At 64.3% G+C, this 25,173-nt stretch carries 24 protein-coding genes; 22 read left to right on the forward strand and 2 right to left on the reverse strand.

The window, feature by feature from the left end:
- Positions 1 to 17 precede the first annotated feature (17 nt).
- The 4 genes from H3H39_RS02935 (at position 18) to H3H39_RS02950 (ending at position 4,577) form a co-directional block, all read left to right on the forward strand.
- Complete coding sequence (locus H3H39_RS02935; RefSeq protein WP_182151740.1) at positions 18 to 1,172, forward strand: PAS domain-containing sensor histidine kinase; 1,155 nt, start codon at positions 18 to 20, stop codon at positions 1,170 to 1,172.
- 37 nt (positions 1,173 to 1,209) lie between these two features.
- Positions 1,210 to 1,890, forward strand: a complete 681-nt coding sequence (locus H3H39_RS02940) for a response regulator transcription factor (RefSeq protein ID WP_182151741.1) — start codon at positions 1,210 to 1,212, stop codon at positions 1,888 to 1,890.
- Positions 1,891 to 2,046: 156 nt separating this feature from the next.
- Positions 2,047 to 3,717: a methyl-accepting chemotaxis protein gene (locus tag H3H39_RS02945; protein WP_182151742.1), complete on the forward strand. Its 1,671-nt coding sequence runs from the start codon at positions 2,047 to 2,049 to the stop codon at positions 3,715 to 3,717.
- A gap of 125 nt (positions 3,718 to 3,842) precedes the next feature.
- Positions 3,843 to 4,577 (forward strand): transposase, encoded by a 735-nt coding sequence (locus H3H39_RS02950; protein ID WP_182151743.1) that lies wholly within the window; start codon positions 3,843 to 3,845, stop codon positions 4,575 to 4,577.
- Here the strand turns inward: H3H39_RS02950 and H3H39_RS02955 are convergent.
- Positions 4,570 to 5,028, reverse strand: a complete 459-nt coding sequence (locus tag H3H39_RS02955) for a GNAT family N-acetyltransferase (RefSeq protein WP_182151744.1) — start codon at positions 5,026 to 5,028, stop codon at positions 4,570 to 4,572. The genes H3H39_RS02950 and H3H39_RS02955 overlap by 8 nt on opposite strands.
- Positions 5,029 to 5,037: 9 nt before the next feature.
- A complete protein-coding gene (locus H3H39_RS02960; protein ID WP_229217832.1) occupies positions 5,038 to 5,637 on the reverse strand; it encodes a helix-turn-helix domain-containing protein in 600 nt (199 codons plus the stop codon).
- A 244-nt stretch (positions 5,638 to 5,881) separates the two neighbouring features.
- On the opposite strand from H3H39_RS02960, the gene H3H39_RS02965 reads away from it, so the two are divergent.
- From H3H39_RS02965 to hisH, 18 genes are all read left to right on the forward strand, one after another.
- Positions 5,882 to 10,606: a glutamate synthase-related protein gene (locus H3H39_RS02965; protein ID WP_182151746.1), complete on the forward strand. Its 4,725-nt coding sequence runs from the start codon at positions 5,882 to 5,884 to the stop codon at positions 10,604 to 10,606.
- Positions 10,607 to 10,678: 72 nt separating this feature from the next.
- Entirely contained in the window at positions 10,679 to 12,142 is a 1,464-nt protein-coding gene (locus H3H39_RS02970; RefSeq protein WP_182151747.1) for a glutamate synthase subunit beta, read from the forward strand.
- A gap of 237 nt (positions 12,143 to 12,379) precedes the next feature.
- The gene (locus H3H39_RS02975; RefSeq protein ID WP_182151748.1) at positions 12,380 to 13,183 is read left to right on the forward strand and encodes an ABC transporter ATP-binding protein; all 804 of its coding nucleotides are present in this window, start codon (positions 12,380 to 12,382) and stop codon (positions 13,181 to 13,183) included.
- Entirely contained in the window at positions 13,180 to 13,965 is a 786-nt protein-coding gene (mlaE, locus tag H3H39_RS02980; RefSeq protein WP_182151749.1) for a lipid asymmetry maintenance ABC transporter permease subunit MlaE, read from the forward strand. The genes H3H39_RS02975 and mlaE overlap by 4 nt, the downstream gene beginning before the upstream one ends.
- Before the next feature lie 80 nt (positions 13,966 to 14,045).
- Positions 14,046 to 14,516, forward strand: coding sequence for an outer membrane lipid asymmetry maintenance protein MlaD (mlaD, locus tag H3H39_RS02985; protein WP_182151750.1), 471 nt, complete (start codon positions 14,046 to 14,048; stop codon positions 14,514 to 14,516).
- The gene (locus tag H3H39_RS02990) at positions 14,513 to 15,343 is read left to right on the forward strand and encodes an MlaA family lipoprotein (protein ID WP_182151751.1); all 831 of its coding nucleotides are present in this window, start codon (positions 14,513 to 14,515) and stop codon (positions 15,341 to 15,343) included. The genes mlaD and H3H39_RS02990 overlap by 4 nt, the downstream gene beginning before the upstream one ends.
- 33 nt (positions 15,344 to 15,376) lie before the next feature.
- The gene (locus H3H39_RS02995) at positions 15,377 to 16,060 is read left to right on the forward strand and encodes an MlaC/ttg2D family ABC transporter substrate-binding protein (protein ID WP_182151752.1); all 684 of its coding nucleotides are present in this window, start codon (positions 15,377 to 15,379) and stop codon (positions 16,058 to 16,060) included.
- A 14-nt stretch (positions 16,061 to 16,074) separates the two neighbouring features.
- A complete protein-coding gene (locus H3H39_RS03000; RefSeq protein WP_182151753.1) occupies positions 16,075 to 16,437 on the forward strand; it encodes an STAS domain-containing protein in 363 nt (120 codons plus the stop codon).
- Positions 16,438 to 16,605: 168 nt separating this feature from the next.
- The gene (locus H3H39_RS03005) at positions 16,606 to 17,514 is read left to right on the forward strand and encodes an ABC transporter ATP-binding protein (protein WP_182151754.1); all 909 of its coding nucleotides are present in this window, start codon (positions 16,606 to 16,608) and stop codon (positions 17,512 to 17,514) included.
- A complete protein-coding gene (locus tag H3H39_RS03010; RefSeq protein ID WP_182151755.1) occupies positions 17,511 to 18,278 on the forward strand; it encodes an ABC transporter permease in 768 nt (255 codons plus the stop codon). Before H3H39_RS03005 ends, H3H39_RS03010 begins: the two co-directional genes overlap by 4 nt.
- A 43-nt stretch (positions 18,279 to 18,321) precedes the next feature.
- On the forward strand, positions 18,322 to 18,558 hold the full coding sequence (locus H3H39_RS03015; RefSeq protein ID WP_182151756.1) for a BolA family protein: 237 nt from the start codon (positions 18,322 to 18,324) through the stop codon (positions 18,556 to 18,558).
- 2 nt (positions 18,559 to 18,560) lie between these two features.
- Positions 18,561 to 19,811, forward strand: coding sequence for a UDP-N-acetylglucosamine 1-carboxyvinyltransferase (gene murA, locus H3H39_RS03020; protein WP_182151757.1), 1,251 nt, complete (start codon positions 18,561 to 18,563; stop codon positions 19,809 to 19,811).
- An 11-nt stretch (positions 19,812 to 19,822) separates the two neighbouring features.
- Positions 19,823 to 20,500 (forward strand): ATP phosphoribosyltransferase, encoded by a 678-nt coding sequence (gene hisG, locus H3H39_RS03025; protein WP_182151758.1) that lies wholly within the window; start codon positions 19,823 to 19,825, stop codon positions 20,498 to 20,500.
- Positions 20,501 to 20,536: 36 nt separating this feature from the next.
- Positions 20,537 to 21,862 carry a histidinol dehydrogenase gene (gene hisD, locus H3H39_RS03030; protein WP_182151759.1) on the forward strand — a complete coding sequence of 442 codons (1,326 nt, stop codon included), beginning with the start codon at positions 20,537 to 20,539 and terminating at the stop codon, positions 21,860 to 21,862.
- Between the two features lie 7 nt (positions 21,863 to 21,869).
- Complete coding sequence (locus H3H39_RS03035) at positions 21,870 to 22,748, forward strand: DNA-methyltransferase (protein ID WP_182151760.1); 879 nt, start codon at positions 21,870 to 21,872, stop codon at positions 22,746 to 22,748.
- Between the two features lie 29 nt (positions 22,749 to 22,777).
- On the forward strand, positions 22,778 to 23,872 hold the full coding sequence (gene hisC / locus H3H39_RS03040; protein ID WP_182151761.1) for a histidinol-phosphate transaminase: 1,095 nt from the start codon (positions 22,778 to 22,780) through the stop codon (positions 23,870 to 23,872).
- Between the two features lie 19 nt (positions 23,873 to 23,891).
- Entirely contained in the window at positions 23,892 to 24,482 is a 591-nt protein-coding gene (gene hisB / locus H3H39_RS03045; RefSeq protein WP_182151762.1) for an imidazoleglycerol-phosphate dehydratase HisB, read from the forward strand.
- Between the two features lie 49 nt (positions 24,483 to 24,531).
- Positions 24,532 to 25,170, forward strand: coding sequence for an imidazole glycerol phosphate synthase subunit HisH (gene hisH / locus H3H39_RS03050; protein ID WP_182151763.1), 639 nt, complete (start codon positions 24,532 to 24,534; stop codon positions 25,168 to 25,170).
- Positions 25,171 to 25,173: the final 3 nt, after the last annotated feature.

The following is a 25,173-nucleotide window of genomic DNA, read 5'->3' on the forward strand; positions in this document are numbered from 1 at the left end:
TAAATGTAGTTTCATTCATGCCAACAGTTCAGGAACTCGACACAGCGCTGCGGGAGGCCCGTCTCAACGCGGCCCGCTACCGGCTGCTGCTTGAACACAGTAGTGAAGTGAGCTGGATGGCTGACTGCGCCAGCGGCCGGCTGACGTATTTGAGCCCGGCGGCCGAACGCCAGTTCGGCTACCGGCTCGACACGGCGCAGCCGCTGGCGGCCGCCCTGCTGGCCCAGTTGCCGGCCCGGCTGGCCCGGCTGGCGGCGGGCGACCTGAGCCGCATGCGTGTGGTGCGCCAGTCCGAGCAACCGCACGCGGATGGCCACCTGGTGCCGGTCGAGATCGAATCGACCGTGGTGCTGGGCGACGATGGCCGCCCCGCCACCCTGGTGGGCGTGGTGCGCGACCTGAGCGGACAGCGCGCGCTGGCCGAACAGCACAAGAAATTCGCGTCCATGGTGTCGCATGAATTCCGCAGCCCGCTGGCCACCATCGACGGCGCCATCCAGCGCCTGGAAATGACGGGCGCCCACCACGATGAAGCCACCCGCAAGCGCTACAGCAAGATCCAGAGCGCCGTCGACCGCCTGCTGGCCATGGTGGACGACTACCTGTCGCCGGAGCGGCTGGCCAGCATCGGCCGCGCCCGCCAGCCCAATGAGCTCTCGCCCCAGGCCCTGCTGGAAACGGCCGCCAGCCAGGCCCGCGCCCGGCGCGCGGCCATCGCCGTGCGCTGCACCGGCTTGCCGCAGTGGATACGGTGCGAGCCCGATGGGCTGCGTCTGGCAATAGAAGTCTTAATCGATAATGCAATTAAGTACACAAAACCCGATACCGCGATAGAATTGATAGGTAAAAAGGCAATGGAAGGCGGCATCGAATTGTTGGTGCGCGACCATGGCGAGGGCATCCCGGCCGCCGACCTGGGGCGCGTATGCGACAAGGGCTACCGTGGCGCGAACGCGGCCGGCATCGCCGGCTCCGGTTTGGGCCTGTACATGGCGCGGGCCGTGGTCGATGTCCACGGCGGCACGCTGGACGTGAAGAATCTTCCTGAAAGCGGCGTGGAATGTCGGATTTGGTTGCCGGCCGCCGCCGCCGCCGGGAAAAGCCTTGCACAAGCACTAGGCAGCAGTGATAATTCCCCGACGCAAGTTCACTCTGCCACGGGGCAGAATTGAGCACGATTGCTCACACATCGGACCAAATGGCGCATCAATGACGCAAATACTCATCGTGGAAGACAATCTGGACTATGCCGAAGAGATGGCAGAGTTTTTGACTGAGCTTGAACACGAGGTGCATATCACCAACAACGCCAGCGAGATGTGGTCCGCCCTCAGCCAGGGCAAGGTGGGGGTGGTGGTGCTGGACCTGGGCTTGCCCGATGAGGATGGCTTCAATGTGATTCCCCGCATGCGCCAGCTGTATCCGCAGATCGGGCTGCTGGTGCTGACGGGGCGGGTGGCGTTCGACAACCGCATCCTGGGCCTGCGCCTGGGCGCCGACCATTATCTGACCAAACCCATCAAATTCCCCGAACTGGCCGCCCACATCGAGGCGCTGGACCGGCGCGTGGGTCCCCAGGATCCCGTGCCTGTGCCCAGCAAGTGGACGCTGCGGGTTTCGGCCCGCCAGCTGGAGCTGCAAGGGCTGGCCATCACGCTGACGGAAAAGGAATGCAATTTCCTGCACCTGCTCACCATTAACACCCGGCCCGTGCCGCGCCAGGTGATCGTGGCCGGGATCGGCGGCGACGATCCCGACGCCGGCCGCCGCGTGGATATGCTGGTGTATCGTTTGCGCAAAAAGGCGCGCACCGGCCTGGGCCAGGATCTGCCCCTGCGCAGCGCCTATGGCGAAGGCTACAGCCTGTCGGCCAGCTTTAACATTTCTTGACTTTTACTCAACAATACCGCAGGTATTTTTATTGCTTGTGGGAATATGTGAGTTTTCTCCTGCTATCCATCACGTAGTATGAACTTTCCACGCACCATCTGATCGTATCTACCGACAGCGGGTGGGCGCATTGTCCATGACTGGGGAGAGTTCACGATGAAGATTTCCGACTTAAAAATTGGGGTACGGCTGGGCGGCGGTTTTGGCCTGATGCTGGTGTTGATGATGGCGATGGCGGCGGCCGGTATCTGGCGCCTGCAAGAGGTGGGGCGGCTGACGGAGCAAATGGTCAGCGAAGCCATGCTCAAGGAACGCCTGACGGCCGAATGGCACAACCTGATCAGCATTTCCGGTATCCGCGTGATCGCCTTCGCCCGCAATGCGGACCAGGCCGAGTCGCCCACCGAGGCGCAACAGGCGGCGGCTACCCGGGCCCGTGTGAACGCCATCCAGAAACAATTGGAACCCATGCTCGTCAGTCCGGAGGAAAAAGTCCTGCTGGACGCCGTGACGGCCGTGCGCAAGGATTACGCCGCCACCCGCGACATCGTGTTCAAGCTCAAGAAGACCGACCAGGAGGCGACCCGCCAGTTGGTCGACAGCAAACTGGAAGGCCAGTTCACGGCCTACCTGACCAGTGTGGAGAAGATCGGCAGCTATGAGGCGGACGTGGGCCGCACTCTGGCCGCCCAAGTCCAGCAGCAATACCGCGACGGCCAGCGCTTCCTGCTGGCGCTGGTGGCCGGCGGGCTGGTGCTGGGCAGCTGGTTCGCCTACCTGATCGCCGTGTCCATCACGCGGCCGCTGCACAAGGCGGTGCAAGTGGCGCAGACGGTGGCGGCGGGCAACCTCAACAGCCGGATCGACGTGCGTAGCGCCGACGAGACGGGCATGTTGCTGCAAGCGCTGAAGGAGATGAACGCCAGCCTGGTCAACATCGTCGGCCAGGTGCGCCAGGGCACGGAAACCATCGCCACCGCCTCCAGCCAGATCGCCAGCGGCAACCTGGACCTGTCGGCCCGCACCGAGCAGCAGGCCAGCTCGCTGCAGCAGACGGCGTCCTCGATGGAGCAGCTGACGGCCACCGTCAAGCAGAATGGCGACAGTTCGCGCCAGGCCCACACGCTGGCGCTGTCGGCCTCGGAAGTGGCCGTCAAGGGCGGCACCGTGGTGGAGGAAGTGGTGGACACCATGGGCATGATCAATGCGTCGGCCCGCAAGATCGTCGACATCATCGCCGTGATCGACGGCATCGCGTTCCAGACCAATATCCTGGCCCTGAACGCGGCCGTGGAAGCGGCCCGGGCCGGCGAACAGGGACGCGGCTTCGCCGTCGTCGCCACCGAAGTGCGCAACCTGGCCCAGCGCAGCGCCGCCGCCGCCAAGGAAATCAAGGAACTGATCGGCGATTCCGTCGACAAGGTCGAGGCTGGCGCCCGTCTGGTGGACGAGGCCGGCAGCACGATGAAGGAAATCGTGATCAACGTGCGGCGCGTGACAGATATCATCGGCGATATCACGGCCGCCAGCTCGGAACAGACCGTGGGCATCGAACAGATCAACCGCGCCATCTCGCAGATGGACCAGGTGACCCAGCAGAATGCGGCCCTGGTGGAGGAAGCGGCGGCCGCCGCCGCCTCACTGCAGGACCAGAGCACGGCCCTGGCCGAGGTGGTGAGCGTGTTCCAGCTGACGGGCGCCGGCCAAGGCCCGAGCCGGGCGCAAACGGCGCCCCGTTCCCTGCCGGCCGCCCCGGCGCGCACGGCGCTGCCGGTGGTCCGCCCCGGCAAACAACAGGCGGCGGCGCCTGAGTGGGAAGAATTCTGACAATATAGGGACAGAGTCGGGCCGATGTTACGATTTTAAAAAATAATCAGGGACAGAGTAGAGGCTGGCGGGTAAGATAAGGGCTTAGCCCGCCCTCGCCGGCCTCACTTTCCCCTGATTTCCGCATGGCCCGACTGCCCCGCCTCATCATTCCCAACCAGCCGCACCACGTCATCCAGCGCGGCAACAATGGCCAGCCCGTGTTCCAGGACACGGCCGATTACCTGGCTTTCCTCGGCTGGCTGCGCACGGCCGCCCGCAACTACCAGGTCGCCATCCACGCCTACGTGCTCATGCCCAACCACGTGCACCTGCTCGCCACGCCCTCCGACGCGGAGGGCCTGGGCCAGATGATGCAATGGATAGGCCGTTACTACGTGCCCTACTTCAACCAGAAATACGGCCGCAGCGGCACGCTATGGAATGGCCGTTACAAGACCTCCGTGGTGGACGCCGACCATTTCTTCATGCAATGCAGCCGCTACATCGAGTTCAACCCGGTGCGGGCCGGGCTGGCGGCGGCCGCCGCCGACTATCCCTGGTCCAGCTACGCCCACCACGCGGGCCAGCTGGTGGACGCGCTGATCACGGATCATCCGCAATATTGGGAGTTGGGCAACACACCATTCCAGCGCGAAGCGGCCTATATCGCGCTGGGCGAGACGGCACTCACGGCGGAGCAGATCGACACCATCGACCGGGCCGTGCTCAAGGGCTGGCCGCTGGGTTCGGACCAGTACAAGCGCGAGCTGGAGCACAAGATGAAGCGCCAGGTCTTGCCCGCCAAGCGGGGGCGGCCGTTCAAGAAGCCGGCGCCGGCAGAGAACGGCGTGGCGGAGCCGTCCGAGCCGGTCAACTGAACGCGAGATTCTTCTGCATGAATACGCTTAAGGGATCATCCGCGTAGGTGCCGAAGCGAGCGCAGCGTTCGTAGCCGCAGCGAGCGTACAAGCCCAGCGCTTGCGGCTGATAGGGGCCGCTTTCCAGTTTCAGTACCGTGCATGCGGACGCGATGGCCGCATCCTCCAGGGTCCGCACGATCTTTTTCGCCAGCCCTGAGCCGCGTTGCTGGGGGCGTACGTAGATGCGCTTGAGCTCGCCATATTCCGCGCCCAGCACCACGGCCCCGCAACCCACGGCTTGCCCTGCTTCGTCCCGGGCCATGACGAACAGCAGGCCCTGTTCCGTGACCGCTGTCAGGTCCAGCGCATGCCGGCTTTCGGGCGGATACAGCGCGTCCTGGTAGGCATCCAGCTCGGCGACCAGGGCGATGGCATCGGCCTGGTCGGGGGATTCAAAGGAAATACGCATGTTGTCCCTTCAGGAAGTGAGAAAACCGGTGTTGACCACCACGGCGTAGCGCGCCGCCAGCGCGCTGGTATTCCGATAAACGATGTGCTGGTTCTCCCGCATCGCCAAACAGTCGCCCGCCAGCAAGCGGTGCTCGTTGCCATCGACAATGACTTCCATGCAGCCCGCCAGCATCCACACCTGCTGCTGGATGCCGACCTCGCGCCGTCCCGCCTCGTAGGTCACGGTGGCGCCCGCCGGGAAATCGATCTGGACGATCTGCAGCGGCGAACGGAAATGGGGCGGCGAAATATTGCGCCGCGTGTAGCCGGACTGCGGATCGGTCCATTGCAACTGCTCGGCTTGCCGCACGAGCGGGCTGGCGTCGGGGCGCGGCGCTTCGAACAGGGAGGCCAGCGTGACGCCCAGGCCGCATGCCAGTTTGTCCAGCACGACGGCGGTGGGGCTGGTTTCGCCGCGTTCGATCAGCGAAATCATCGAGCGGCTGACGTCGCTCTTCTTTGCCAGCACATCGAGCGACAGGCCGCGCTCGCCACGCAAGGCGCGCAGGCGATCCGCGATGCGCTGGTTGATGTCTGGTGGCGGCGGTGGGTAAGCAGGATCTTTCATGTTGGAATTTTCGTCCAGCATATTGGATATGTCAATCGATATTGTTGAACCACACACGGCGGCGCGCCGGAAACGGCGCCCAGCCGCATTTCTTTTATCCTGCACTCACTCTGTCCCTAATTAAATTTTGCGGCATCATTTAAAAATTTAATTCGACTCCGACCCTAATTGTTATTGTTGAAGTTTCTGCTGCATTGCACTACTCTAGGGCTTCGATAGTCCAAATTGCAGCGGAGAACCCCCAATGAAAGCCCAAGGTCTGTACGATCCGTCCAATGAACACGATGCCTGCGGCGTCGGTTTCGTCGCCCACATCAAGGGCAACAAGAGCCATTCGATCATTGAGCAGGGTCTGCTGATCCTGAAGAACCTCGATCACCGGGGCGCCGTGGGCGCCGACGCGCTGATGGGCGATGGCGCCGGTATCCTGATCCAGATTCCTGACCAGTACTACCGCGACGAGATGGCCAAGCAAGGCATCGAACTGCCGCCGCCAGGCGAATACGGCGTCGGCATGGTATTCCTGCCCAAGGAAAACGCGTCGCGCATCGCTTGCGAACAGGAAATCGAACGCGCCGTGCGCGCCGAAGGCCAGGTCGTGCTGGGCTGGCGCAATGTGCCGGTCGACTGCGACATGCCGATGTCGCCCACCGTGCGCGCCAAAGAACCCGTGATCCGCCAGATCTTCATCGGCCGCGGCGCCGACATCATGGTGACGGACGCGCTGGAACGCAAACTGTACGTGATCCGCAAATCGTCGGGCCACGCGATCCAGGCACTGAAGCTGATCCACGGCAAGGAATTCTTCGTGGCCTCGATGTCGGCCCGTACCATCGTCTACAAGGGCCTGCTGCTGGCCGACCAGGTCGGCGTGTACTACCGCGACCTGCAGGACGCACGCTGCGTGTCGGCCCTGGCCCTGGTGCACCAGCGCTTCTCCACCAACACCTTCCCCGAGTGGCCGCTGGCCCACCCGTACCGCCTGATCGCCCACAACGGCGAGATCAACACCGTCAAAGGCAACTTCAACTGGATGCGCGCCCGCGAAGGCGTGATGAAGTCGGCCGTGCTGGGCGAGGACCTGCAAAAGCTGTTCCCGCTGATCTATGAAGGCCAGTCCGACACGGCTTGCTTCGACAACGCGCTGGAACTGCTGCTGATGGCGGGCTACCCGATCGCCCAGGCCATGATGATGATGATTCCGGAAGCGTGGGAAAACCACGGCCTGATGGATGACAACCGCCGCGCCTTCTACGAATACCACGCCGCCATGATGGAACCATGGGACGGCCCGGCCGCCATGGCCTTCACCGACGGCCGCTACATCGGCGGCACGCTGGACCGCAATGGCCTGCGCCCGGCCCGCTACATCGTCACCGATGACGACCTGGTGGTGATGGCGTCGGAATCGGGCGTGCTGCCGATTCCCGAATCGAAGATCATCCAGAAATGGCGTCTGCAGCCAGGCAAGATGTTCCTGATCGACCTGGAAGCGGGCCGCATCATCGGCGACAAGGAATTGAAGGACACCTACGCCAACGCCAAGCCCTACAAGGCGTGGATCAACGCCGTGCGCATCAAGCTCGACGAGATCAAGCTGAGCGAAAGCCAGCTGGCCCACAACCGCGCCAAGTACGCCACCGCGCCGGGCGAGAAGCCCATGCCTTCCCTGCTGGACCGCCAGCAAGCGTTCGGCTACACCCAGGAAGACCTGAAGTTCCTGATGGCGCCAATGGCCGTGGCCGGCGAGGAAGCCACGGGCTCCATGGGCAATGACTCGCCGCTGGCCGTCATGTCCAACAAGCTCAAGCCGCTGTACAACTACTTCAAGCAGCTGTTCGCGCAAGTGACCAACCCGCCGATCGACCCGATCCGCGAAGCGATGGTGATGTCGCTGGTGTCCTTCATCGGCCCGAAACCGAACCTGCTCGACACCAACAACGTCAACCCGCCGATGCGCCTCGAAGTGGCGCAGCCCATCCTGGGCTTCAACGACATGGCCCGCCTGCGCGGCATCAGCGCCCACACGGGCGGCAAGTTCAAGTCGTATGAACTGAACATCTGCTACCCGCTGGCCTGGGGCAAGGATGGCGTGGAAGCCTGCCTGGCGTCGCTGTGCGCGGAAGCCGTGGACGCCGTCAAGTCGGGCCACAACATCCTGATCGTGTCGGACCGTTCGATCTGCGCCGACCGCGTCGCCATCCCGGCCCTGCTGGCCACCTCCACCATCCACCAGCACCTGGTGAGCAAGGGCCTGCGCGCCTCCACCGGCCTGGTGGTGGAAACCGGCTCGGCCCGCGAGACGCACCACTTCGCGCTGCTGGCCGGCTACGGCGCGGAAGCCGTCCACCCTTACCTGGCGATGGAAACGCTGATCGAACTGGCGCAGGACATGCCGGGCGAACTGTCGGGCGAAACGGCGATCTACAACTACACCAAGGCCATCGGCAAGGGCTTGATGAAGGTGATGTCCAAGATGGGCATCTCGACCTACATGTCCTACTGCGGCGCCCAGATCTTCGAAGCCATCGGCCTCAACAAGTCGCTGGTCGACAAGTACTTCAAGGGCACGGCCTCCAACGTGGAAGGCATCGGTGTGTTCGAAGTGGCGGAAGAGGCGCTGCGCCTGCACCACCTGGCCTTCGGTGACGATCCGCTGCTGGCCAACCACCTGGACGCGGGCGGCGAATACGCATTCCGCGTGCGCGGCGAAGACCACCTGTGGACCCCGGACGCGATCGCCAAGCTGCAACACTCGACCCGCGCCAACAACTATTCCAGCTACAAGGAATATGCGCAGATCATCAACGACCAGAGCAAGCGCCACCTGACCCTGCGCGGCCTGTTCGAGTTCAAGCTCGACCCGAAAAAGGCGATTCCGCTGGAAGAAGTGGAACCGGCCAAGGAAATCGTCAAGCGCTTCGCCACCGGCGCCATGTCGCTCGGTTCGATCTCGACCGAGGCGCACGCCACCCTGGCCGTGGCCATGAACCGCATCGGCGGCAAGTCCAACACCGGTGAAGGCGGCGAGGATCCAGCGCGCTACACGATGGAACTGAAGGGCATCAAGATCAAGCAGGGCGAAACCATGGCCTCCGTGGTCGGCAAGGACCGCGTGGTGGTCGACATTCCGCTGCAGGAAGGCGACTCGATGCGCTCGCGCATCAAGCAGGTAGCCTCGGGCCGCTTCGGCGTCACCGCCGAGTACCTGAACTCGGCCGACCAGATCCAGATCAAGATGGCGCAAGGCGCCAAGCCGGGCGAAGGCGGCCAGCTGCCAGGCCACAAGGTGTCGGAATACATCGCCCAGCTGCGCTTCTCGGTGCCGGGCGTGGGTCTGATCTCGCCGCCACCGCACCACGATATCTACTCGATCGAAGATCTGGCCCAACTGATCCACGACTTGAAGAACGCCAACCCGCGCGCTTCGATCTCGGTCAAGCTGGTGTCGGAAGTGGGGATCGGCACCGTGGCCGCCGGCGTCACCAAGGCCAAGGCCGACCACGTGGTGGTGGCTGGCCATGACGGCGGCACGGGCGCTTCGCCGCTGTCGTCGGTCAAGCACGCCGGCACGCCATGGGAACTGGGCCTGGCGGAAACGCAGCAGACCCTGGTCCTGAACGGCCTGCGCAGCCGCATCCGGGTCCAGGCCGACGGCCAGATGCGGACCGGTCGCGACGTCGTGATCGCCGCCATGCTGGGCGCCGACGAGATCGGCTTCGCCACCGCGCCGCTGGTGGTGGAAGGCTGCATCATGATGCGCAAGTGCCACCTGAACACCTGCCCGGTGGGCGTGGCCACGCAAGACCCCGAGCTGCGCGCCAAGTTCTCCGGCAAGCCCGAGTACGTGGTCAACTACTTCTTCTTCGTGGCCGAGGAAGCCCGCCAGTTGATGGCGCAACTGGGCATCCGCACCTTCGACGAGCTGATCGGCCGCGCCGACCTGCTGGACAAATCGAAAGCCGTGGCCCACTGGAAGGCGCGCGGGCTGGACTTCAGCACCGTGTTCTACCAGCCGGAAGTGCAGAACGGCCAGTCCGTGTTCCACACCGAAGAGCAGGACCACGGCCTGGACAAGGCGCTGGACCACAAGCTGATCGCGCAAGCCAAGGCGGCGCTGGAGAAAGGCGAGCGCGTCTCGTTCATCTCGCCGGTGCGCAACGTCAACCGCACGGTCGGCACCATGCTGTCGGGCGAAGTGGCCAAGCGCTACGGCCACGCCGGCCTGCCGGACGACACCATCCACATCCAGCTGCAAGGTACGGCTGGCCAGTCGGCCTGCGCCTTCCTGGCGCACGGCATCACCATCGACCTGGTGGGCGAAGGCAACGACTACGTGGGCAAGGGCTTGTCGGGTGGCCGCATCATCGTGCGTCCGAACACGGAATTCCGTGGCTGGGCGGTCGATAACATCATCATCGGCAACACCGTGCTGTACGGCGCCATCAGTGGCGAAGCCTTCTTCAACGGCGTGGCCGGCGAGCGTTTCGCCGTGCGTAACTCCGGCGCCACGGCGGTGGTGGAAGGCCTGGGCGACCATGGTTGCGAATACATGACGGGCGGCACGGTGGTGGTGCTGGGCGCCACGGGCCGTAACTTCGCGGCCGGCATGTCGGGCGGTATCGCCTACGTGTACGACCCGGACGGCGACTTCGCCGGCAAGTGCAACACGGCCATGGTGAGCCTGGAATCCGTGCTGACGGCCGCCGAGCAGCACCTCGACCGCGCCACCTGGCACAGCCAGCACCGCGACGGCGAGCCGGAAGCGGACGAAGTGATCCTCAAGCGCCTGATCGAGCGTCACTTCAAGCACACGGGCAGCACCCGCGCGCGTTACCTGCTCGACAACTGGGCCGAAGGCCGCAGCAAGTTCGTCAAGGTGTTCCCGAGCGAGTACAAGCGCGCGCTGGCCGAAATGGCCGAGGACATGGCGAACGAAGCGTCCGTCGTGCAGCCTAAAGCCGCCTGAGCCAACCAGCACATTACGACCGAGGGCAGGCTCCGGCCTGCCCCCCGCCAGCACATTATTTGAGGATTTATCGTGGGTAAAATCACCGGCTTCATGGAATTCAAGCGTCAGGAAGAGGGCTATCTGCCGCCTGCCGCCCGTCTCAAGAACTATGCGGAATTCGTCATCCCGCTGACCAACGAGCAAGCCAAGGTCCAGGGCGCGCGCTGCATGGATTGCGGCATCCCGTTCTGCAACAACGGCTGCCCGGTCAACAACATCATCCCTGACTGGAACGACCTGGTATATCGCGGCAACTACCGCGAAGCGCTGGACGTGCTGCACTCGACCAACAACTTCCCCGAGTTCACGGGCCGCATCTGCCCCGCGCCCTGCGAATCGGCGTGCACGCTGGGCATCAGCGAAGACCCGGTGGGCATCAAGTCGATCGAGCACAAGATCATCGACGAAGGCTGGGAACATGGCTGGGTGGTGCCGCAACCGGCCGCCAAGCAGACCGGCAAGAAAGTGGCCGTGATCGGTTCCGGCCCCGCCGGCCTGGCCGCCGCGCAGCAACTGGCCCGCGCCGGCCACGCCGTGACCGTGTTCGAGAAGAGCGACCGCGTGGGCGGCCTGCTGCGCTACGGCATCCCTGACTTCAAGATGGAAAAGTCGCACATCGACCGCCGCATCAAGCAAATGGAAGCGGAAGGCGTCGTGTTCCGCACCAGCGTACTGGTGGGCAAGGACTTCCCCGCCAACGTCAACAACTGGGCCAAGGAAACCATTTTCCCGGAAGACCTGGCCAAGGACTTCGACGCCGTGGTGCTGGCCGGCGGCGCCGAGCAGCCGCGTGACCTGCCCGTGCCGGGCCGCGAACTGAAGGGCGTGCACTTCGCCATGGACTTCCTGCCGTTGCAGAACAAGGTCAACGCGGGCGACAAGGTCAAGGACCAGATCAAGGCCACCGGCAAGCACGTGGTGGTGATCGGCGGCGGCGACACCGGTTCCGACTGCGTGGGCACCTCCAACCGCCATGGCGCCGCGTCCGTGGCCCAGTTCGAACTGATGCCGATGCCACCCGAGCAGGAAAACAAGCCGCTGGTGTGGCCGTACTGGCCGACCAAGCTGCGCACTTCGTCCTCGCACGACGAAGGTTGCCAGCGCGACTGGGCCGTGGCCACCAAGCGCCTGGAAGGCAAGGGCGGCAAGGTTGAAAAGCTGATCGCCTGCCGCGTCGAGTGGAAAGACGGCAAGATGACGGAAGTGCCGAACTCGGAATTCGAAATGAAGGCCGACCTGGTGCTGCTGGCCATGGGCTTCGTGTCGCCCGTGCAGCAAGTGCTGGACGCGTTCGGCGTGGAGAAGGATGGCCGCGGCAACGCCAAGGCCACCACCGACGGCGATGGCTGCTACCAGACCTCGGTGCCCAAGGTGTTCGCCGCCGGCGACGTGCGCCGTGGCCAGTCGCTGGTGGTATGGGCTATCCGCGAAGGCCGCCAGTGCGCCCGCGCCGTCGATGAATTCCTGATGGGTTCGTCGGTCCTGCCGCGCTAAGCTGCATTATCGTTGCACCAGGCCGGAAGCCGACGGGTGCCGCACCCGCCGCTTCCGGCTTTTTGCATTATGATTTGCTGCGTCGCAACAAATTAAACTGGTTTCCAATTGTAACTTGCTGACTTTTCGTTCATTAGTGTTGTATTATCTGCCATTTCCCGTCCCGAATCAGGGGCCTGTCAGCAGAGTTGTGTATTTCTGCACTACAATACGGCATCCCAAAAAATGAGTACCGATGTGCCCAATCTAGTCGAAATCCGCGATTTGCACTTCTCCTATGGCAAGCGGCCCATCCTGTCTGGCCTCCAGATGGACTTCCCGCGCGGGAAAGTGGTGGCCGTCATGGGCGGTTCGGGCAGCGGCAAGACCACTGTCCTGCGCCTGATCGGCGGCCAGTTGCGCCCCAAAAAGGGCCAGGTGACCGTGCACGGCCAGGTGGTGCATCAACTCAAGACCGATGACCTGTATCTGTTGCGCCGCAAAATGGGTATGTTGTTCCAGCATGGCGCCCTGTTCACGGACTTGACCGTGTTCGAAAACGTGGCCTTCCCCCTGCGCGAGCACACGGATTTGCCGGAAGAACTGATCCGCAACCTGGTGCTGATGAAGCTGCACGCGGTCGGCTTGCGCAACGCGGCCAAACTGAAGCCGGCCGAGATCTCGGGCGGCATGGCGCGCCGGGTGGCGCTGGCCCGTTCCATCGCGCTGGATCCGGAACTGATCATGTACGACGAGCCGTTCGCCGGCCTCGACCCCATCTCCATGGGCGTGACGGCCAACCTGATCCGCAACCTCAATACGGCGCTCGGTTCCACCACCGTGCTGGTGTCGCACGACGTCAAGGAGTGCTTCGCCATCGCTGATTACGTGTATTTCCTGTCGCAGGGCAAGATCGTGGCCCACGGCACGCCGGACGACATGATGGTGTCGACCGACCCTTACGTGAAACAGTTCGTCCACGCGGAAGCGGACGGCCCGGTGCCGTTCCACTACCCCGGCAAGTCGCTGGCCGACGACCTGGGCCTGGGAGAGCGTCCATGATCGGCGAAAACCTGCTGTCCCGCCTGGGCGCCACGGCCCGCGACCAGGTCGCCAGCGTGGGCTACGGCGCGCGCATGTTCGTGAACATGCTGGGCCTGTCCGCGGGCATGCTCAAGCGGCCCCGCCTGGTGGTCGAGCAACTGCATTTCATCGGCAATTATTCCCTGCTCATCATCACCCTGTCCGGCCTGTTCGTGGGCATGGTGCTGGGCTTGCAGGGTTATTACACCCTGAACAAATACGGCGCCGAACAGTCGCTGGGCCTGCTGGTGGCGCTGGGGCTGACGCGCGAACTGGGCCCCGTCATCACGGCCTTGCTGTTCGCCGGCCGCGCCGGCACTTCGCTGACGGCCGAGATCGGCCTGATGAAGGCGGGCGAGCAACTGTCGGCCATGGAAATGATGGCCGTCAACCCGCTGCAGCGCGTGCTGGCGCCCCGCTTCTGGGCCGGCGTGCTGTCCGTGCCCCTGCTGGCCTCCATTTTCAGCGCCGTGGGCGTGTTCGGCGGCTATCTGGTGGGCGTGCAGCTGATCGGCGTGGACGATGGCGCGTTCTGGTCGCAGATGCAGGGCGGGGTCGATATCTGGAAAGACATTTTCAACGGCTTCGTCAAGAGCGTGGTGTTCGGCATCGCCATCACTTTCGTCGCACTGTATCAGGGCTACGAATCGCAACCCACGCCGGAAGACGTGGCCCGCGCCACCACCCGTACCGTGGTGCTGTCGTCGCTGGCGATCTGGTGGCTGGACTTCATGCTGACGGCCTTGATGTTCAGCAAATAAGCGCCGTTTGAGCGCCGGTAAACGCAACACAGTGGCTGGCGGCACGCGCCGCCGCCCGAAAAATTCTTTAGGATGATGTTATGCAACGTAAATCTCTGGATGTGTGGGTAGGTCTGTTCATCGTGATCGGCGCGGCGGCGCTGATGTTCCTGGCCCTCAAGGCGGGCAATATGAACTCGCTGTCGTTCGGCAAGTCCTATACTATCGTGGCCAAGTTCGACAACATCGGCAGCCTGCGTCCCCAGGCGCCCGTCAAGGCGGCCGGCGTGGTGGTGGGCCGGGTGGGCCAGATCCAGTTCGACGACAAGAGTTACCAGGCGCTGGTCAAGCTGGACATGGACGAAGGCTACAAGTTCCCCAAGGATAGCTCGGCCAAGATCCTGACGGCCGGCCTGCTGGGCGAGCAGTATGTGGGCATCGAGGCGGGCGGCGACACCAACAACCTGGCCGCCGGCGACAAGATCGCCCGCACCCAGTCGGCCGCCGTGCTGGAAGACTTGATCAACCAGTTCATCTACAGCAAGGCAGCGGAAGGAAAGGACGCCAAATGAATCCCATCCCCGTCAAATGGCGTTCCGTCGCGCTGACGCTGGGTGCGGCCGCCGTTCTCAGCGGTTGCGCCGGCCCCAACCCGCGCGACCCGTACGAGAGCTTCAACCGCGCCATGTTCAAGTTCAACGACACGGTCGACCAGGTGGCCCTGAAACCGGCCGCCACCGCCTACCGCGCCGTGCTGCCGTCGTTCGTGCAGACCGGCATCGACAACTTCTTCGGCAACCTGGCCGACGCCTGGAGCGCCGTCAACAACTTGTTGCAAGGCAAGGGTGAGGCCGGCATGTCGGATGTGGCCCGTTTCACGCTGAACTCCAGCTTCGGCTTGCTGGGCCTGATCGACTTCGCCTCCCAGGCGGGCTTGCCCAAGCACAATGAAGACTTCGGCCAGACGCTCGGCCACTGGGGCGTGCCGTCCGGTCCGTATTTGATGCTGCCCCTGTTCGGCGCCTCCACCGTGCGCGACACGGCCGCCCTGCCGCTGGACTTCAACGGCGACATCTGGCGCTACAAGGAACCGATCTACCTGCGCAACATCGGTACGGCCACCCGTGCCGTGGACCAGCGCGCCAACCTGCTGGACGCTTCCTCGCTGCTGGAAGACGCGGCGCTGGACCGCTATGAATTCGTGCGCGACGGCTTTTTGCAACGGCGCGAAAGCAAGGTCTACGACGGCGAAGCGCCGCCGCACAAGCCATCCCGGGATGATGACGACGATGGCGTGAAAAAAGTTGGCGACGAAGAAACTTCCGCGCCCGTGTCATCCGAACCGGCGCCAAAAGAGTTAAACTCCGAGACACCGGCTGCAAAAAAAGACAGCCTGTGACCCCGTCGAGAACCAAACATAGGTAAGAAAAACATGAAATACATCAAACAATTGCTTGCCCTGGCAACCTTCGCGCTGGCCGGTTACACCGGCGCCGCCACCGCTGCCACCGCCACCACCGCCGGCGCCGCCCCGGCCGCCGTCGAGGCGCCGGATGTGCTCGTCAAACGCATTTCCCAGGACGTGATCGACACGGCCAAGGCCGACAAGGCGATCCAGGCCGGCGACCAGAAAAAGGTCATGGACCTGGTGGAGTCGAAGATTCTGCCCTACGTGGACTTCCAGCGCATGACGCAACTGGCTTCGGGCCGCTTCTGGCGCGACGCCACCCCGGACCAGCAGAAAGCCCTGTCGGCCGAGTTCCGCACGCTGCTGATCTATACCTATTCGGGCGCCTTGTCGCAGATCAAGAATGAAACGGTGGAATTCAAGCCGATGCGCGCCGATCCTTCCGACACGGAAGTGGAAGTGCGTTCCCAGGTCAACGTGCCGCGCGGCGAACCGATTCCGCTGAACTACCGCGTCGCCAAGTCGCCCGCTAACGGCTGGAAGATCTACGACATCAACGTGCTGGGCGCCTGGCTGGTGGAAACCTACAAGGGTACCTTCGCCTCCGAGATCAGCAAGGGCGGCATCGACGGCCTGATCAAGGCCTTGTCGGAGAAGAACAAGAAGCTGGCCAACAAGCCGCTCAAGGCCGCTTCCAACGCGAAATAAGACCTAAGACGACCATGGCCGAAACGTTAGACAACCTGCAGTCGCTGTCGTCGCTGACCGTGCTCAACGCCACTGCGGCGCTCGAGCGCGGGCTGGCGGCCATCCGCGCGGGGCAAAAGGAATTCGACCTGTGCCACGTGCTGACGGTCGATTCGGTGGCCGTGGCCGTCATGCTGGCGTGGCAGCGGGCCGCGCGCGAGGCCGGCTTCGCGCTGGCGCTGCGCAACCTGCCGCCGGCCCTGCAAAGCCTGACCAAGTTGTACGGCGTGTGCAACCTGTTGTTCCCCGACGCGGCCCCGGCCGAGTCGCTTCCCCTGGCAGGCGCGTCCGCGTCGGCCACCATCGGCCTGACGGCGGCCGAACTGCATCACCATTGACCCTTTCCCGTCTCCCCCGAATCGCCCGGTCCGGCTCTGCCGGACCAAATTTCCCCTATAATTGAACGTTGCCGCCGCCAAAACCGTGCCGCGGCGACGAGCACCACCTTCCGCCAACGAGCATCCCTGCCGTGTCCTTGCGCTGCGGCAACAACTGACAAGTCAAGCATGACAGCTATCCACATCAACCAGGTCCAGAAGCGCTACCAGTCGCTGCAGGCACTGGGCGGCGTTTCCCTGGCGATCGAGGAGGGCGAGTTCTTCGGCCTGCTGGGTCCAAATGGCGCCGGCAAGACCACCCTGATCTCCATCATCGCCGGCCTGATCCGCCCGGATGGGGGCAGCGTCACCATCCACGGCCATGACGTGCAGACGGATTTCCGCGCCGCCCGCCGCAAGCTCGGTGTGGTGCCGCAGGAACTGGTGTTCGACCCCTTCTTCACGGTGCGCGAGACGCTGCGCTTGCAGTCGGGCTATTTCGGCCTGGCGCGCAACGACGACTGGATCGACGAAGTGATGTTCAACCTGGACCTGACCAACAAGGCCGACACCAATATGCGCGCGCTGTCGGGCGGCATGAAGCGGCGCGTGCTGGTGGCCCAGGCCCTGGTGCACAAGCCGCCCGTGATCGTGCTCGACGAGCCGACGGCCGGGGTCGACGTGGAATTGCGCCAGACGTTGTGGAAATTCATCTCGCGCCTGAACCGCGAAGGCCACACGGTGGTGCTCACCACCCACTACCTGGAAGAGGCGCAAGCCATGTGCAAGCGGGTGGCCATGCTCAAGGCCGGCAAGATCGTCGCGCTCGACACCATGAGCGCCCTGATCCGCCGCATTTCCGGCTCCCAGCTCAACCTGCACCTGAAGGGCGCGCTGCCGCCCCAGTTGCAGCACCTGATCACCCATGCGGAACTGACCGTGCCGGGCGAATACAACCTGCGCATCAACGATTACGCGGAAGTGGAAACCATCCTGGCGCGCGTGCGCGAAAGCGGCGCCGTGATCGACGAGATGCAATTGCAGCAAGCCGACCTGGAAGACATCTTCCTGCAAATCATGGAAAAGGGGACCGTATGAGTTTGTTCTCGACCGGTTTCCGCACCCTGGTGTACAAGGAAACCCTGCGCTTCTGGAAAGTGGCGACCCAGACCGTGGCCGCGCCCATCCTGACGGCCATGCTGTATCTGCTGATCTTCGGCCATGTGCTCGAAGGCCGGGTGCAGGTGTACGCGGGCGTCAACTACACGGCCTTCCTGATTCCCGGCCTGGTGATGATGAGCGTGCTGCAGAACGCGTTCGCCAATTCCTCGTCCTCGCTGATCCAGTCCAAGATCACGGGCAACCTGGTGTTCGTGATGCTGACCCCGTTGTCGCACTGGGAAATCTTCTCGGCCTACGTGCTGGCCTCCATGGTGCGCGGCATCGTCGTCGGCCTGGGCGTGTTCATCGTCACGGCCTGGTTCGCCCACCTGTCGTTCACGGCGCCGCTGTGGATCGCCGTGTTCGCCCTGCTGGGCGCGGCCATCCTGGGTACCATGGGCTTGATCGCCGGCGTCTGGGCCGAGAAATTCGACCAGCTGGCCGCGTTCCAGAATTTCCTCATCATGCCGCTCACCTTCCTGTCCGGCGTGTTCTACTCGATCCATTCGCTGCCCAGGTTCTGGCTGACCGTGTCGCACCTGAACCCGTTCTTCTACATGATCGACGGCTTCCGCTACGGCTTCTTCGGCCAGTCCGACGTCGACCCGATGGTCAGCCTGGGCATCGTATCGGGCTTCCTGGTGGTGCTGGCGCTGGCGGCGATCCGCCTGCTGCGCAGCGGCTACCGGATGCCGCACTAATCATTTATACCGTTTATACCGAATTGAACATTAAGGAATTATCGTGTCCACTACGCCAGAACTGATTCATAGCTACATCGCCGCCGGCCTCGAATGCACCCACCTCGAGGTGGATGGCGATGGCCAGCACTTCCAGGCCGTGATCGTGTCGCCCGCGTTCGCCGGCAAGCGTCTGATCCAGCGCCACCAGCTGGTGTACGCGGCGCTGGGCGACCGCATGCGCGAGGAAATCCACGCGCTGTCGATGAAGACCCTGACCCCAGAAGAATTCCAAGGATAAGCATGGACAAGCTCCTCATTCAAGGCGGCAAGCGCCTGTCCGGCGAGATCGCCATTTCCGGCGCCAAGAACGCGGCCCTGCCCATCCTGTGCGCCGGCCTGCTGACGGCGGGCGACCTGGAACTGTCCAACGTGCCGCACCTGCACGACGTGGCCACCATGCTCAAGCTGCTGGGCCAGACGGGCTTGAAGGTGGACCAGGACGGCGAGCGCGTGACCCTCAACGGCAGCGCCATCACCAAGCTGGAAGCGCCGTACGAGATGGTCAAGACCATGCGCGCCTCGATCCTGGTGCTGGGTCCATTGCTGGCCCGCTTCGGCGAAGCCAAGGTGTCGCTGCCGGGCGGTTGCGCCATCGGCTCGCGCCCCGTGGACCAGCACATCAAGGGCTTGCAGGCGCTGGGCGCCGAGATCTCGATCGAAGGCGGCTACATCTACGCCAAGTGCAAGAAGCTCAAGGGCACCCGCATCGTGACGGACATGATCACCGTCACCGGCACCGAGAACCTGCTGATGGCGGCCACCCTGGCCGAAGGCGAAACCATCCTGGAAAACGCGGCCCGCGAGCCGGAAGTGACGGACCTGGCCCACCTGCTGGTGGCCATGGGCGCCAGGATCGAAGGCATCGGCAGCGACCGCCTGGTGATCCAGGGCGTGCCCGAGCTGCATGGCGCCAGGCACGCCGTGATCTCGGACCGCATCGAAGCGGCCACCTTCCTGTGCGCCGTGGCGGCGGCCGGCGGCGACATCACGCTGCGCAACACCCGCACCGACATCATGGACGCGGCGCTCGACAAGCTGCGCGAAGTGGGCCTGGAAATGACCATCGGCGATAACTGGATCCGCGCGCAGATGAACCGCCGCCCCACGCCGGTCAGCTTCCGCACCACCGAATACCCGGGCTTCCCGACCGACATGCAGGCCCAGTTCATGGCCGTCAATACGGTGGCCGATGGCGCCAGCCGCGTCACCGAGACGATTTTCGAGAACCGCTTCATGCACGTGCAGGAAATGAACCGCCTGGGCGCGGCCATCGAGACGGACGGCAACACGGCCTTCATCAAGGGCGTGGAGCAGCTGGTCGGCGCGCCCGTGATGGCGACCGACCTGCGCGCCTCGGCCTCGCTGGTGATCGCCGCGCTGGCGGCCCGTGGCGAAACGCTGGTGGACCGCATCTACCACCTGGACCGCGGCTACGACCGCATGGAAGTGAAGCTGTCGGCCGTGGGCGCCGATATCCGCCGCATCAAATAACGGGAACCACCATGAGTGCATTTAACGGCCAGTCCAATTCGCAACTGATCCTGGCGCTGTCGAAAGGCCGCATTTTCGAAGACACCCTGCCGCTGCTGGAAGCGGCCGGCATCACCGTGACGGAGAATCCGGAAACGTCGCGCAAGCTGATCCTGGGCACCAACGATCCCAACGTGCGCGTGATCATCGTGCGCGCCACCGACGTGCCGACCTATGTGCAGCATGGCGCGGCCGATTTCGGCGTGGCCGGCAAGGACGTGCTGCTGGAGCATGGCGGCGAAGGCCTGTACCAGCCGATCGACCTGAACATCGCCGCCTGCCGCATGTCGGTCGCCGTCAAGAACGGTTTCGATTACGAGACGGCCGTGCGCCAGGGCGCACGCCTGCGCGTGGCCACCAAGTTCGTGCAGACGGCGCGCGAGCACTTCGCCGCCAAAGGCGTGCACGTGGACCTGATCAAGCTGTATGGCTCGATGGAGCTGGCGCCGCTGGTGGGCCTGTCGGACGCCATCGTCGACGTGGTCAGCACCGGCAACACGCTGCGCGCCAACGACCTGGTGGAAGTGGAAGCGATCATGCCGATCTCGTCGCGCCTGATCGTGAACCAGGCCGCCTTGAAGCTCAAGCGCGAGCGTCTGCAACCGATCATCGAAGCGTTCGAACGCGCTTCCCAGTCCAAGAGCCAATAAGTCCCAACACCAGACCCTAGCCGGAACCCGCCCACCATGCCGATTCAGATCACCAAGCTCGACTCCAGCCAAGCCGATTTCAAATCCGCCCTGTCCGCCCTGCTGGCGTTCGAGGCCAGCACCGACGACGCCATCGAAACGGCCGTGACGGCCATCCTGGCCGACGTCAAGGCGCGCGGCGACGCCGCCGTGCTGGAATACACCAACCGTTTCGACCGCATCCCCTACGGCGGCGCCACCAGCATGGCCGCCTTCGAAGTGTCGCAGGAAGAGCTGCAGGGGGCGCTGGCCGCGCTGCCGGACGCCCAGCGCCAGGCGCTGCAGACGGCGGCCGACCGCGTGCGCGCCTTCCACGTGCGCCAGAAGCAGGAACTGAACGGCTTCACCTACACGGAAGCGGATGGCACGGTGCTGGGCCAGAAGGTCACCCCGCTCGACAGCGTGGGCATCTACGTCCCCGGCGGCAAGGCCGCCTACCCTTCGTCCGTGCTGATGAACGCGATTCCGGCCCACGTGGCCGGCGTGGGTGAGATCATCATGGTAGTGCCGACCCCGGACGGCGTGAAGAACCAGATGGTGCTGGCCGCCGCCGCCATCGCCGGCGTGACGCGCGTGATCACCATCGGTGGCGCCCAGGCCGTGGCCGCGCTGGCCTATGGCACCGAGAGCATCGCCGCCGTCGACAAGATCGTCGGCCCCGGCAACGCCTACGTGGCCGCCGCCAAGCGCCGCGTGTTCGGCGTGGTGGGCATCGACATGATCGCCGGCCCGTCGGAAATCCTGGTGGTGTGCGACGGCACCACCGACCCGGACTGGGTGGCCATGGACCTGTTCTCGCAGGCCGAGCACGACGAGCTGGCCCAGGCCATCCTGCTGTGCCCGGACGCGGCCTATATCGCCCGCGTGGAAGCGAGCCTGAACAAGCTGCTGCCGTCCATGCCGCGCGCGGCCACCATCCGTACCTCGCTGACGGACCGCGGCGCGCTGGTCAAGGTGCGCGATATGGACGAGGCTTGCGCCATCGCCAACGCGATCGCGGCCGAACACCTGGAAATCTCGGCCGAACAACCGCAACAGTGGGCCGACAAGATCCGCCACGCGGGCGCCATGTTCCTGGGCCGCTTCTCGTCCGAATCGCTGGGCGACTATTGCTGCGGCCCCAACCATGTGCTGCCCACGTCGCGCACGGCCCGGTTCTCGTCGCCGCTGGGCGTGTATGACTTCCAGAAGCGCTCCTCCATCATCCACGTGAGCGAGGCGGGCGCCCAGACGCTGGGCAAGGTGGCGGCGGAACTGGCCTACGGCGAAGGCTTGCAGGCGCACGCCCGCAGCGCTGAACTGCGCTTGAAGTCGGCCATCTGAGTCCCGTATGAGCGAGTCCGTCGACGCTTGGCTGAACCAGGTTTTTTGCGAGGATGCGCTGGCCGGCCTGGCCCGCATCCCCGATGGTTCCGTCGACCTGATCCTGACGGACCCGCCCTACAACCTGGGCAAGGATTACGGTAACGCGTCCGACAAGCAAAGCGTGGACGATTACCTGCGCTGGACCGAGCAGTGGATCGAACTGGCCCTGCCCAAGCTCAAGCCCAACGGCAGCCTGTACATCTTCCTCACCTGGCGCTTCTCGCCCGAGATCTTCGTCATGCTCAAGCGGCGCATGACGATGATGAACGAGATCATCTGGGACCGCCGGGTGCCGTCCATGGGCGGCAGCGTGCGCAGCTATTCGTCGGTGCACGACACCATCGGCTTCTTCGTGGGCCGCAAGGATTACTATTTCGACCTGGACGCGGTGCGCATCCCGTACGACGCGGCCACCAAGAAGGCCCGTTCGCGCTCCATCTTCGTGGGCGCCAAGTGGCTGGAAGTGGGCTACAACCCCAAGGACTTGTGGAGCGTGTCGCGCCTGCACCGCGAGCACCCGGAGCGGGCCGACCATCCGACCCAGAAGCCGCTGGAGATCATCGAACGCATGGTCAAGGCGTCGTGCCCGCCGAACGGGGTGGTGCTGGACCTGTTCATGGGCAGCGGCACCACGGCCATCGCGGCGCGGCGCTGCGGCCGCAATTTCGTCGGCTTTGAACTGAATCCCGATTACTGCGCCATCATCAACGCGCGGCTGGCGCAGCCGGAGCCGGCGGCACCGGCACCGAAGAAGCCAGCCAAACGGGCCGCCAAGCCCAAGCCCGTCGCCAAGCGCGCCCGCACCACCATCGCCGCGATGGACGACGACGAAGTCGCCGCCTAGCCCGCCCACCCTACCAGGAGCCCCGCCAGATGTCCGCCGTTTCCAACCTCATCGCCGCCACCATCCGTTCCGACGTGCGCGCCATCGGCAGCTACCATGTGCCCGACGCGAGCGGCTACATCAAGCTCGATGCGATGGAAAATCCGTATGTGCTGCCGCAACCGCTGCTGCGCGAACTGGGCCAGCGCCTGGCCGACGCCGCGCTGAACCGCTACCCGGTGGCGTCGTACAGCGCGCTCAAGCAGCGCATCTGCGCCCGGCTGGGCGTGCCGGCCGGTTACGACGTCATGCTGGGCAACGGCTCGGACGAGCTGATCGCCATCCTCGACATGGCCTGCGCCTTGCAGGAGCGGCGCGCCGTGGTGCTGGCGCCCACGCCATCATTCGTCATGTACCAGCGCTCGGCCCAGTTCGCGGGCATGGATTTCGTCGGCGTGCCGCTCAAGGATGATTTGTCGCTGGACTTGCCGGCCATGCTGGCGGCCATCGCCCAGCACCGGCCATCGCTGGTCTACCTGTCCTATCCCAACAACCCGACCGGCAACCTGTTCGACGCCGACGCCGTCGTCGCCATCGTCCATGCGCTGGGCGAAACCGGCATCGCCGTGGTGGACGAGGCTTACGAGCCGTTCGCCCAGGCCAGCTTCATGGACCGCCTGCCCGCATTCCCCAACCTGTTGGTGATGCGCACCGTCTCCAAGCTGGGCCTGGCCGGTATCCGCCTCGGCTACATGTCGGCCGCGCCGGAATTGCTGGCCCAGATCGACAAAGTGCGGCCTCCTTACAACATCAACGTGCTGACCCAGGCGGCGGCCGAATTCGCGCTCGACCATGTGGCCGTGCTGAACCGGCAAGCGGCCCTGTTGCGGGCCGCGCGCGCTGAACTGGCGGGCGCCATGGCCGCGCTGCCCGGCGTGACGGTGTTCCCGTCGGCGGCAAATTTTATCTTGATACGGGTGCCAAACGCCGACGATGCCTACGCGAAACTCCTCGATCGCAAGGTATTAGTCAAAAATGTGAGTAAAATGCACGCTGTGCTGTCCAATTGTTTGCGCATCACGGTCAGCACCCCGGAAGAAAACGCCGCCTTCCTCGATGCCCTCAAAGCATCGTTGGCAGCCTGATATCATCGTAGAGCCCTTCATGAACCGCACCGCAGAAATCACGCGCAACACCAACGAGACGCAAGTCCGCGTCGCCATCAACCTGGACGGCACCGGCCAGCAAAAGCTCAACACGGGCGTACCCTTCCTCGACCATATGCTGGACCAGATCGCCCGCCACGGCCTGATCGACCTGGATATCGAGGCCACGGGCGACATCCACATCGACAACCACCACACGGTGGAAGACGTGGGCATCACGCTGGGCATGGCCGTGGCCAAGGCCATCGGCGACCGCAAGGGCATCCGCCGCTACGGCCACGCCTACGTGCCGCTGGACGAGGCGCTGTCGCGCGTGGTGCTCGATTTCTCGGGCCGGCCCGGCATCGAATACCACATCCCGTTCACGCGCGCCATGATCGGCACCTTCGACGTCGACCTGACGCTGGAATTCTTCCGCGGCTTCGTCAACCACGCGCTGGTCACGCTGCACATCGACAACCTGCGCGGCACCAACGCCCACCACCAGTGCGAAACCGTGTTCAAGGCCTTTGGCCGCGCGCTGCGCATGGCGGCGGAACTGGACGAACGCGCCGCCGGCACCATTCCTTCGACCAAAGGCAGCCTGTAAGCACGCCCCTGCCGGGCGGGCGGCTCCGGTCACATTTTGATGCTTGAATATGAATAAAATTGTTGTAGTGGATTACGGCATGGGTAACCTGCGCTCGGTGGCGCAAGCCCTGCGCGCCGTGGCGCCGGAAGCGGACGTCAAGATTTCCGGCGAAGTGGCCGACATCGAGAACGCGCACCGCATCGTGTTGCCGGGCCAGGGCGCCATGCCCGACTGCATGCGCAGCCTGCGCGAGTCGGGCGTGCAGGAGGCGCTGATGCGGGCCGCCGAGACCAAGCCGCTGATGGGCGTGTGCATCGGCGAGCAGATGCTGTTCGACGTGAGCGAGGAAGGCGACGCGGCCGGCCTGGGCCTGCTGCCGGGCAAAGTGGTACGCTTCCAGCTCGACGGTATGCTGCAGGAGGACGGTTCGCGCTTCAAGGTCCCGCAGATGGGATGGAACCAAGTGCGCCAGACGGCGTCTCACCCGTTGTGGCAAGGTATTCCGGACAACAGCTATTTTTATTTCGTGCACAGTTATTTCGTGCAGCCGGCGCAAGCGGCCCATGTGGTGGGCGAAACCGAGTACGGCAAGCCGTTCGCCTGCGCCGTGGCGCGCGACAACATCTTCGCCACCCAGTTCCACCCGGAGAAGAGCGCTGCCATGGGCTTGCAGCTGTACAAGAATTTCGTTCACTGGCAACCTTGAGTT

This window comes from Rugamonas apoptosis, assembly GCF_014042355.1.
Taxonomy (GTDB): domain Bacteria; phylum Pseudomonadota; class Gammaproteobacteria; order Burkholderiales; family Burkholderiaceae_D; genus Rugamonas; species Rugamonas apoptosis.

Bases quoted from the DNA above. Each gene is read 5' to 3' on its own strand.
- H3H39_RS02965 (WP_182151746.1), top strand. From the start codon at position 5,882: ATGAAAGCCCAAGGTCTGTACGATCCGTCCAATGAACACGATGCCTGC.
- hisD (WP_182151759.1), top strand. From the start codon at position 20,537: ATGCCGATTCAGATCACCAAGCTCGACTCCAGCCAAGCCGATTTCAAA.
- H3H39_RS02995 (WP_182151752.1), top strand. From the start codon at position 15,377: ATGAAATACATCAAACAATTGCTTGCCCTGGCAACCTTCGCGCTGGCC.
- H3H39_RS02935 (WP_182151740.1), top strand. From the start codon at position 18: ATGCCAACAGTTCAGGAACTCGACACAGCGCTGCGGGAGGCCCGTCTC.
- mlaE (WP_182151749.1), top strand. From the start codon at position 13,180: ATGATCGGCGAAAACCTGCTGTCCCGCCTGGGCGCCACGGCCCGCGAC.
- mlaD (WP_182151750.1), top strand. From the start codon at position 14,046: ATGCAACGTAAATCTCTGGATGTGTGGGTAGGTCTGTTCATCGTGATC.
- H3H39_RS03010 (WP_182151755.1), top strand. From the start codon at position 17,511: ATGAGTTTGTTCTCGACCGGTTTCCGCACCCTGGTGTACAAGGAAACC.
- H3H39_RS02960 (WP_229217832.1), bottom strand. From the start codon at position 5,637: ATGAAAGATCCTGCTTACCCACCGCCGCCACCAGACATCAACCAGCGC.
- H3H39_RS02945 (WP_182151742.1), top strand. From the start codon at position 2,047: ATGAAGATTTCCGACTTAAAAATTGGGGTACGGCTGGGCGGCGGTTTT.
- H3H39_RS02955 (WP_182151744.1), bottom strand. From the start codon at position 5,028: ATGCGTATTTCCTTTGAATCCCCCGACCAGGCCGATGCCATCGCCCTG.
- hisC (WP_182151761.1), top strand. From the start codon at position 22,778: ATGTCCGCCGTTTCCAACCTCATCGCCGCCACCATCCGTTCCGACGTG.
- H3H39_RS03005 (WP_182151754.1), top strand. From the start codon at position 16,606: ATGACAGCTATCCACATCAACCAGGTCCAGAAGCGCTACCAGTCGCTG.
- H3H39_RS03035 (WP_182151760.1), top strand. From the start codon at position 21,870: ATGAGCGAGTCCGTCGACGCTTGGCTGAACCAGGTTTTTTGCGAGGAT.
- hisH (WP_182151763.1), top strand. From the start codon at position 24,532: ATGAATAAAATTGTTGTAGTGGATTACGGCATGGGTAACCTGCGCTCG.
- H3H39_RS02990 (WP_182151751.1), top strand. From the start codon at position 14,513: ATGAATCCCATCCCCGTCAAATGGCGTTCCGTCGCGCTGACGCTGGGT.
- H3H39_RS02950 (WP_182151743.1), top strand. From the start codon at position 3,843: ATGGCCCGACTGCCCCGCCTCATCATTCCCAACCAGCCGCACCACGTC.
- hisB (WP_182151762.1), top strand. From the start codon at position 23,892: ATGAACCGCACCGCAGAAATCACGCGCAACACCAACGAGACGCAAGTC.
- murA (WP_182151757.1), top strand. From the start codon at position 18,561: ATGGACAAGCTCCTCATTCAAGGCGGCAAGCGCCTGTCCGGCGAGATC.
- H3H39_RS03000 (WP_182151753.1), top strand. From the start codon at position 16,075: ATGGCCGAAACGTTAGACAACCTGCAGTCGCTGTCGTCGCTGACCGTG.
- H3H39_RS02940 (WP_182151741.1), top strand. From the start codon at position 1,210: ATGACGCAAATACTCATCGTGGAAGACAATCTGGACTATGCCGAAGAG.
- hisG (WP_182151758.1), top strand. From the start codon at position 19,823: ATGAGTGCATTTAACGGCCAGTCCAATTCGCAACTGATCCTGGCGCTG.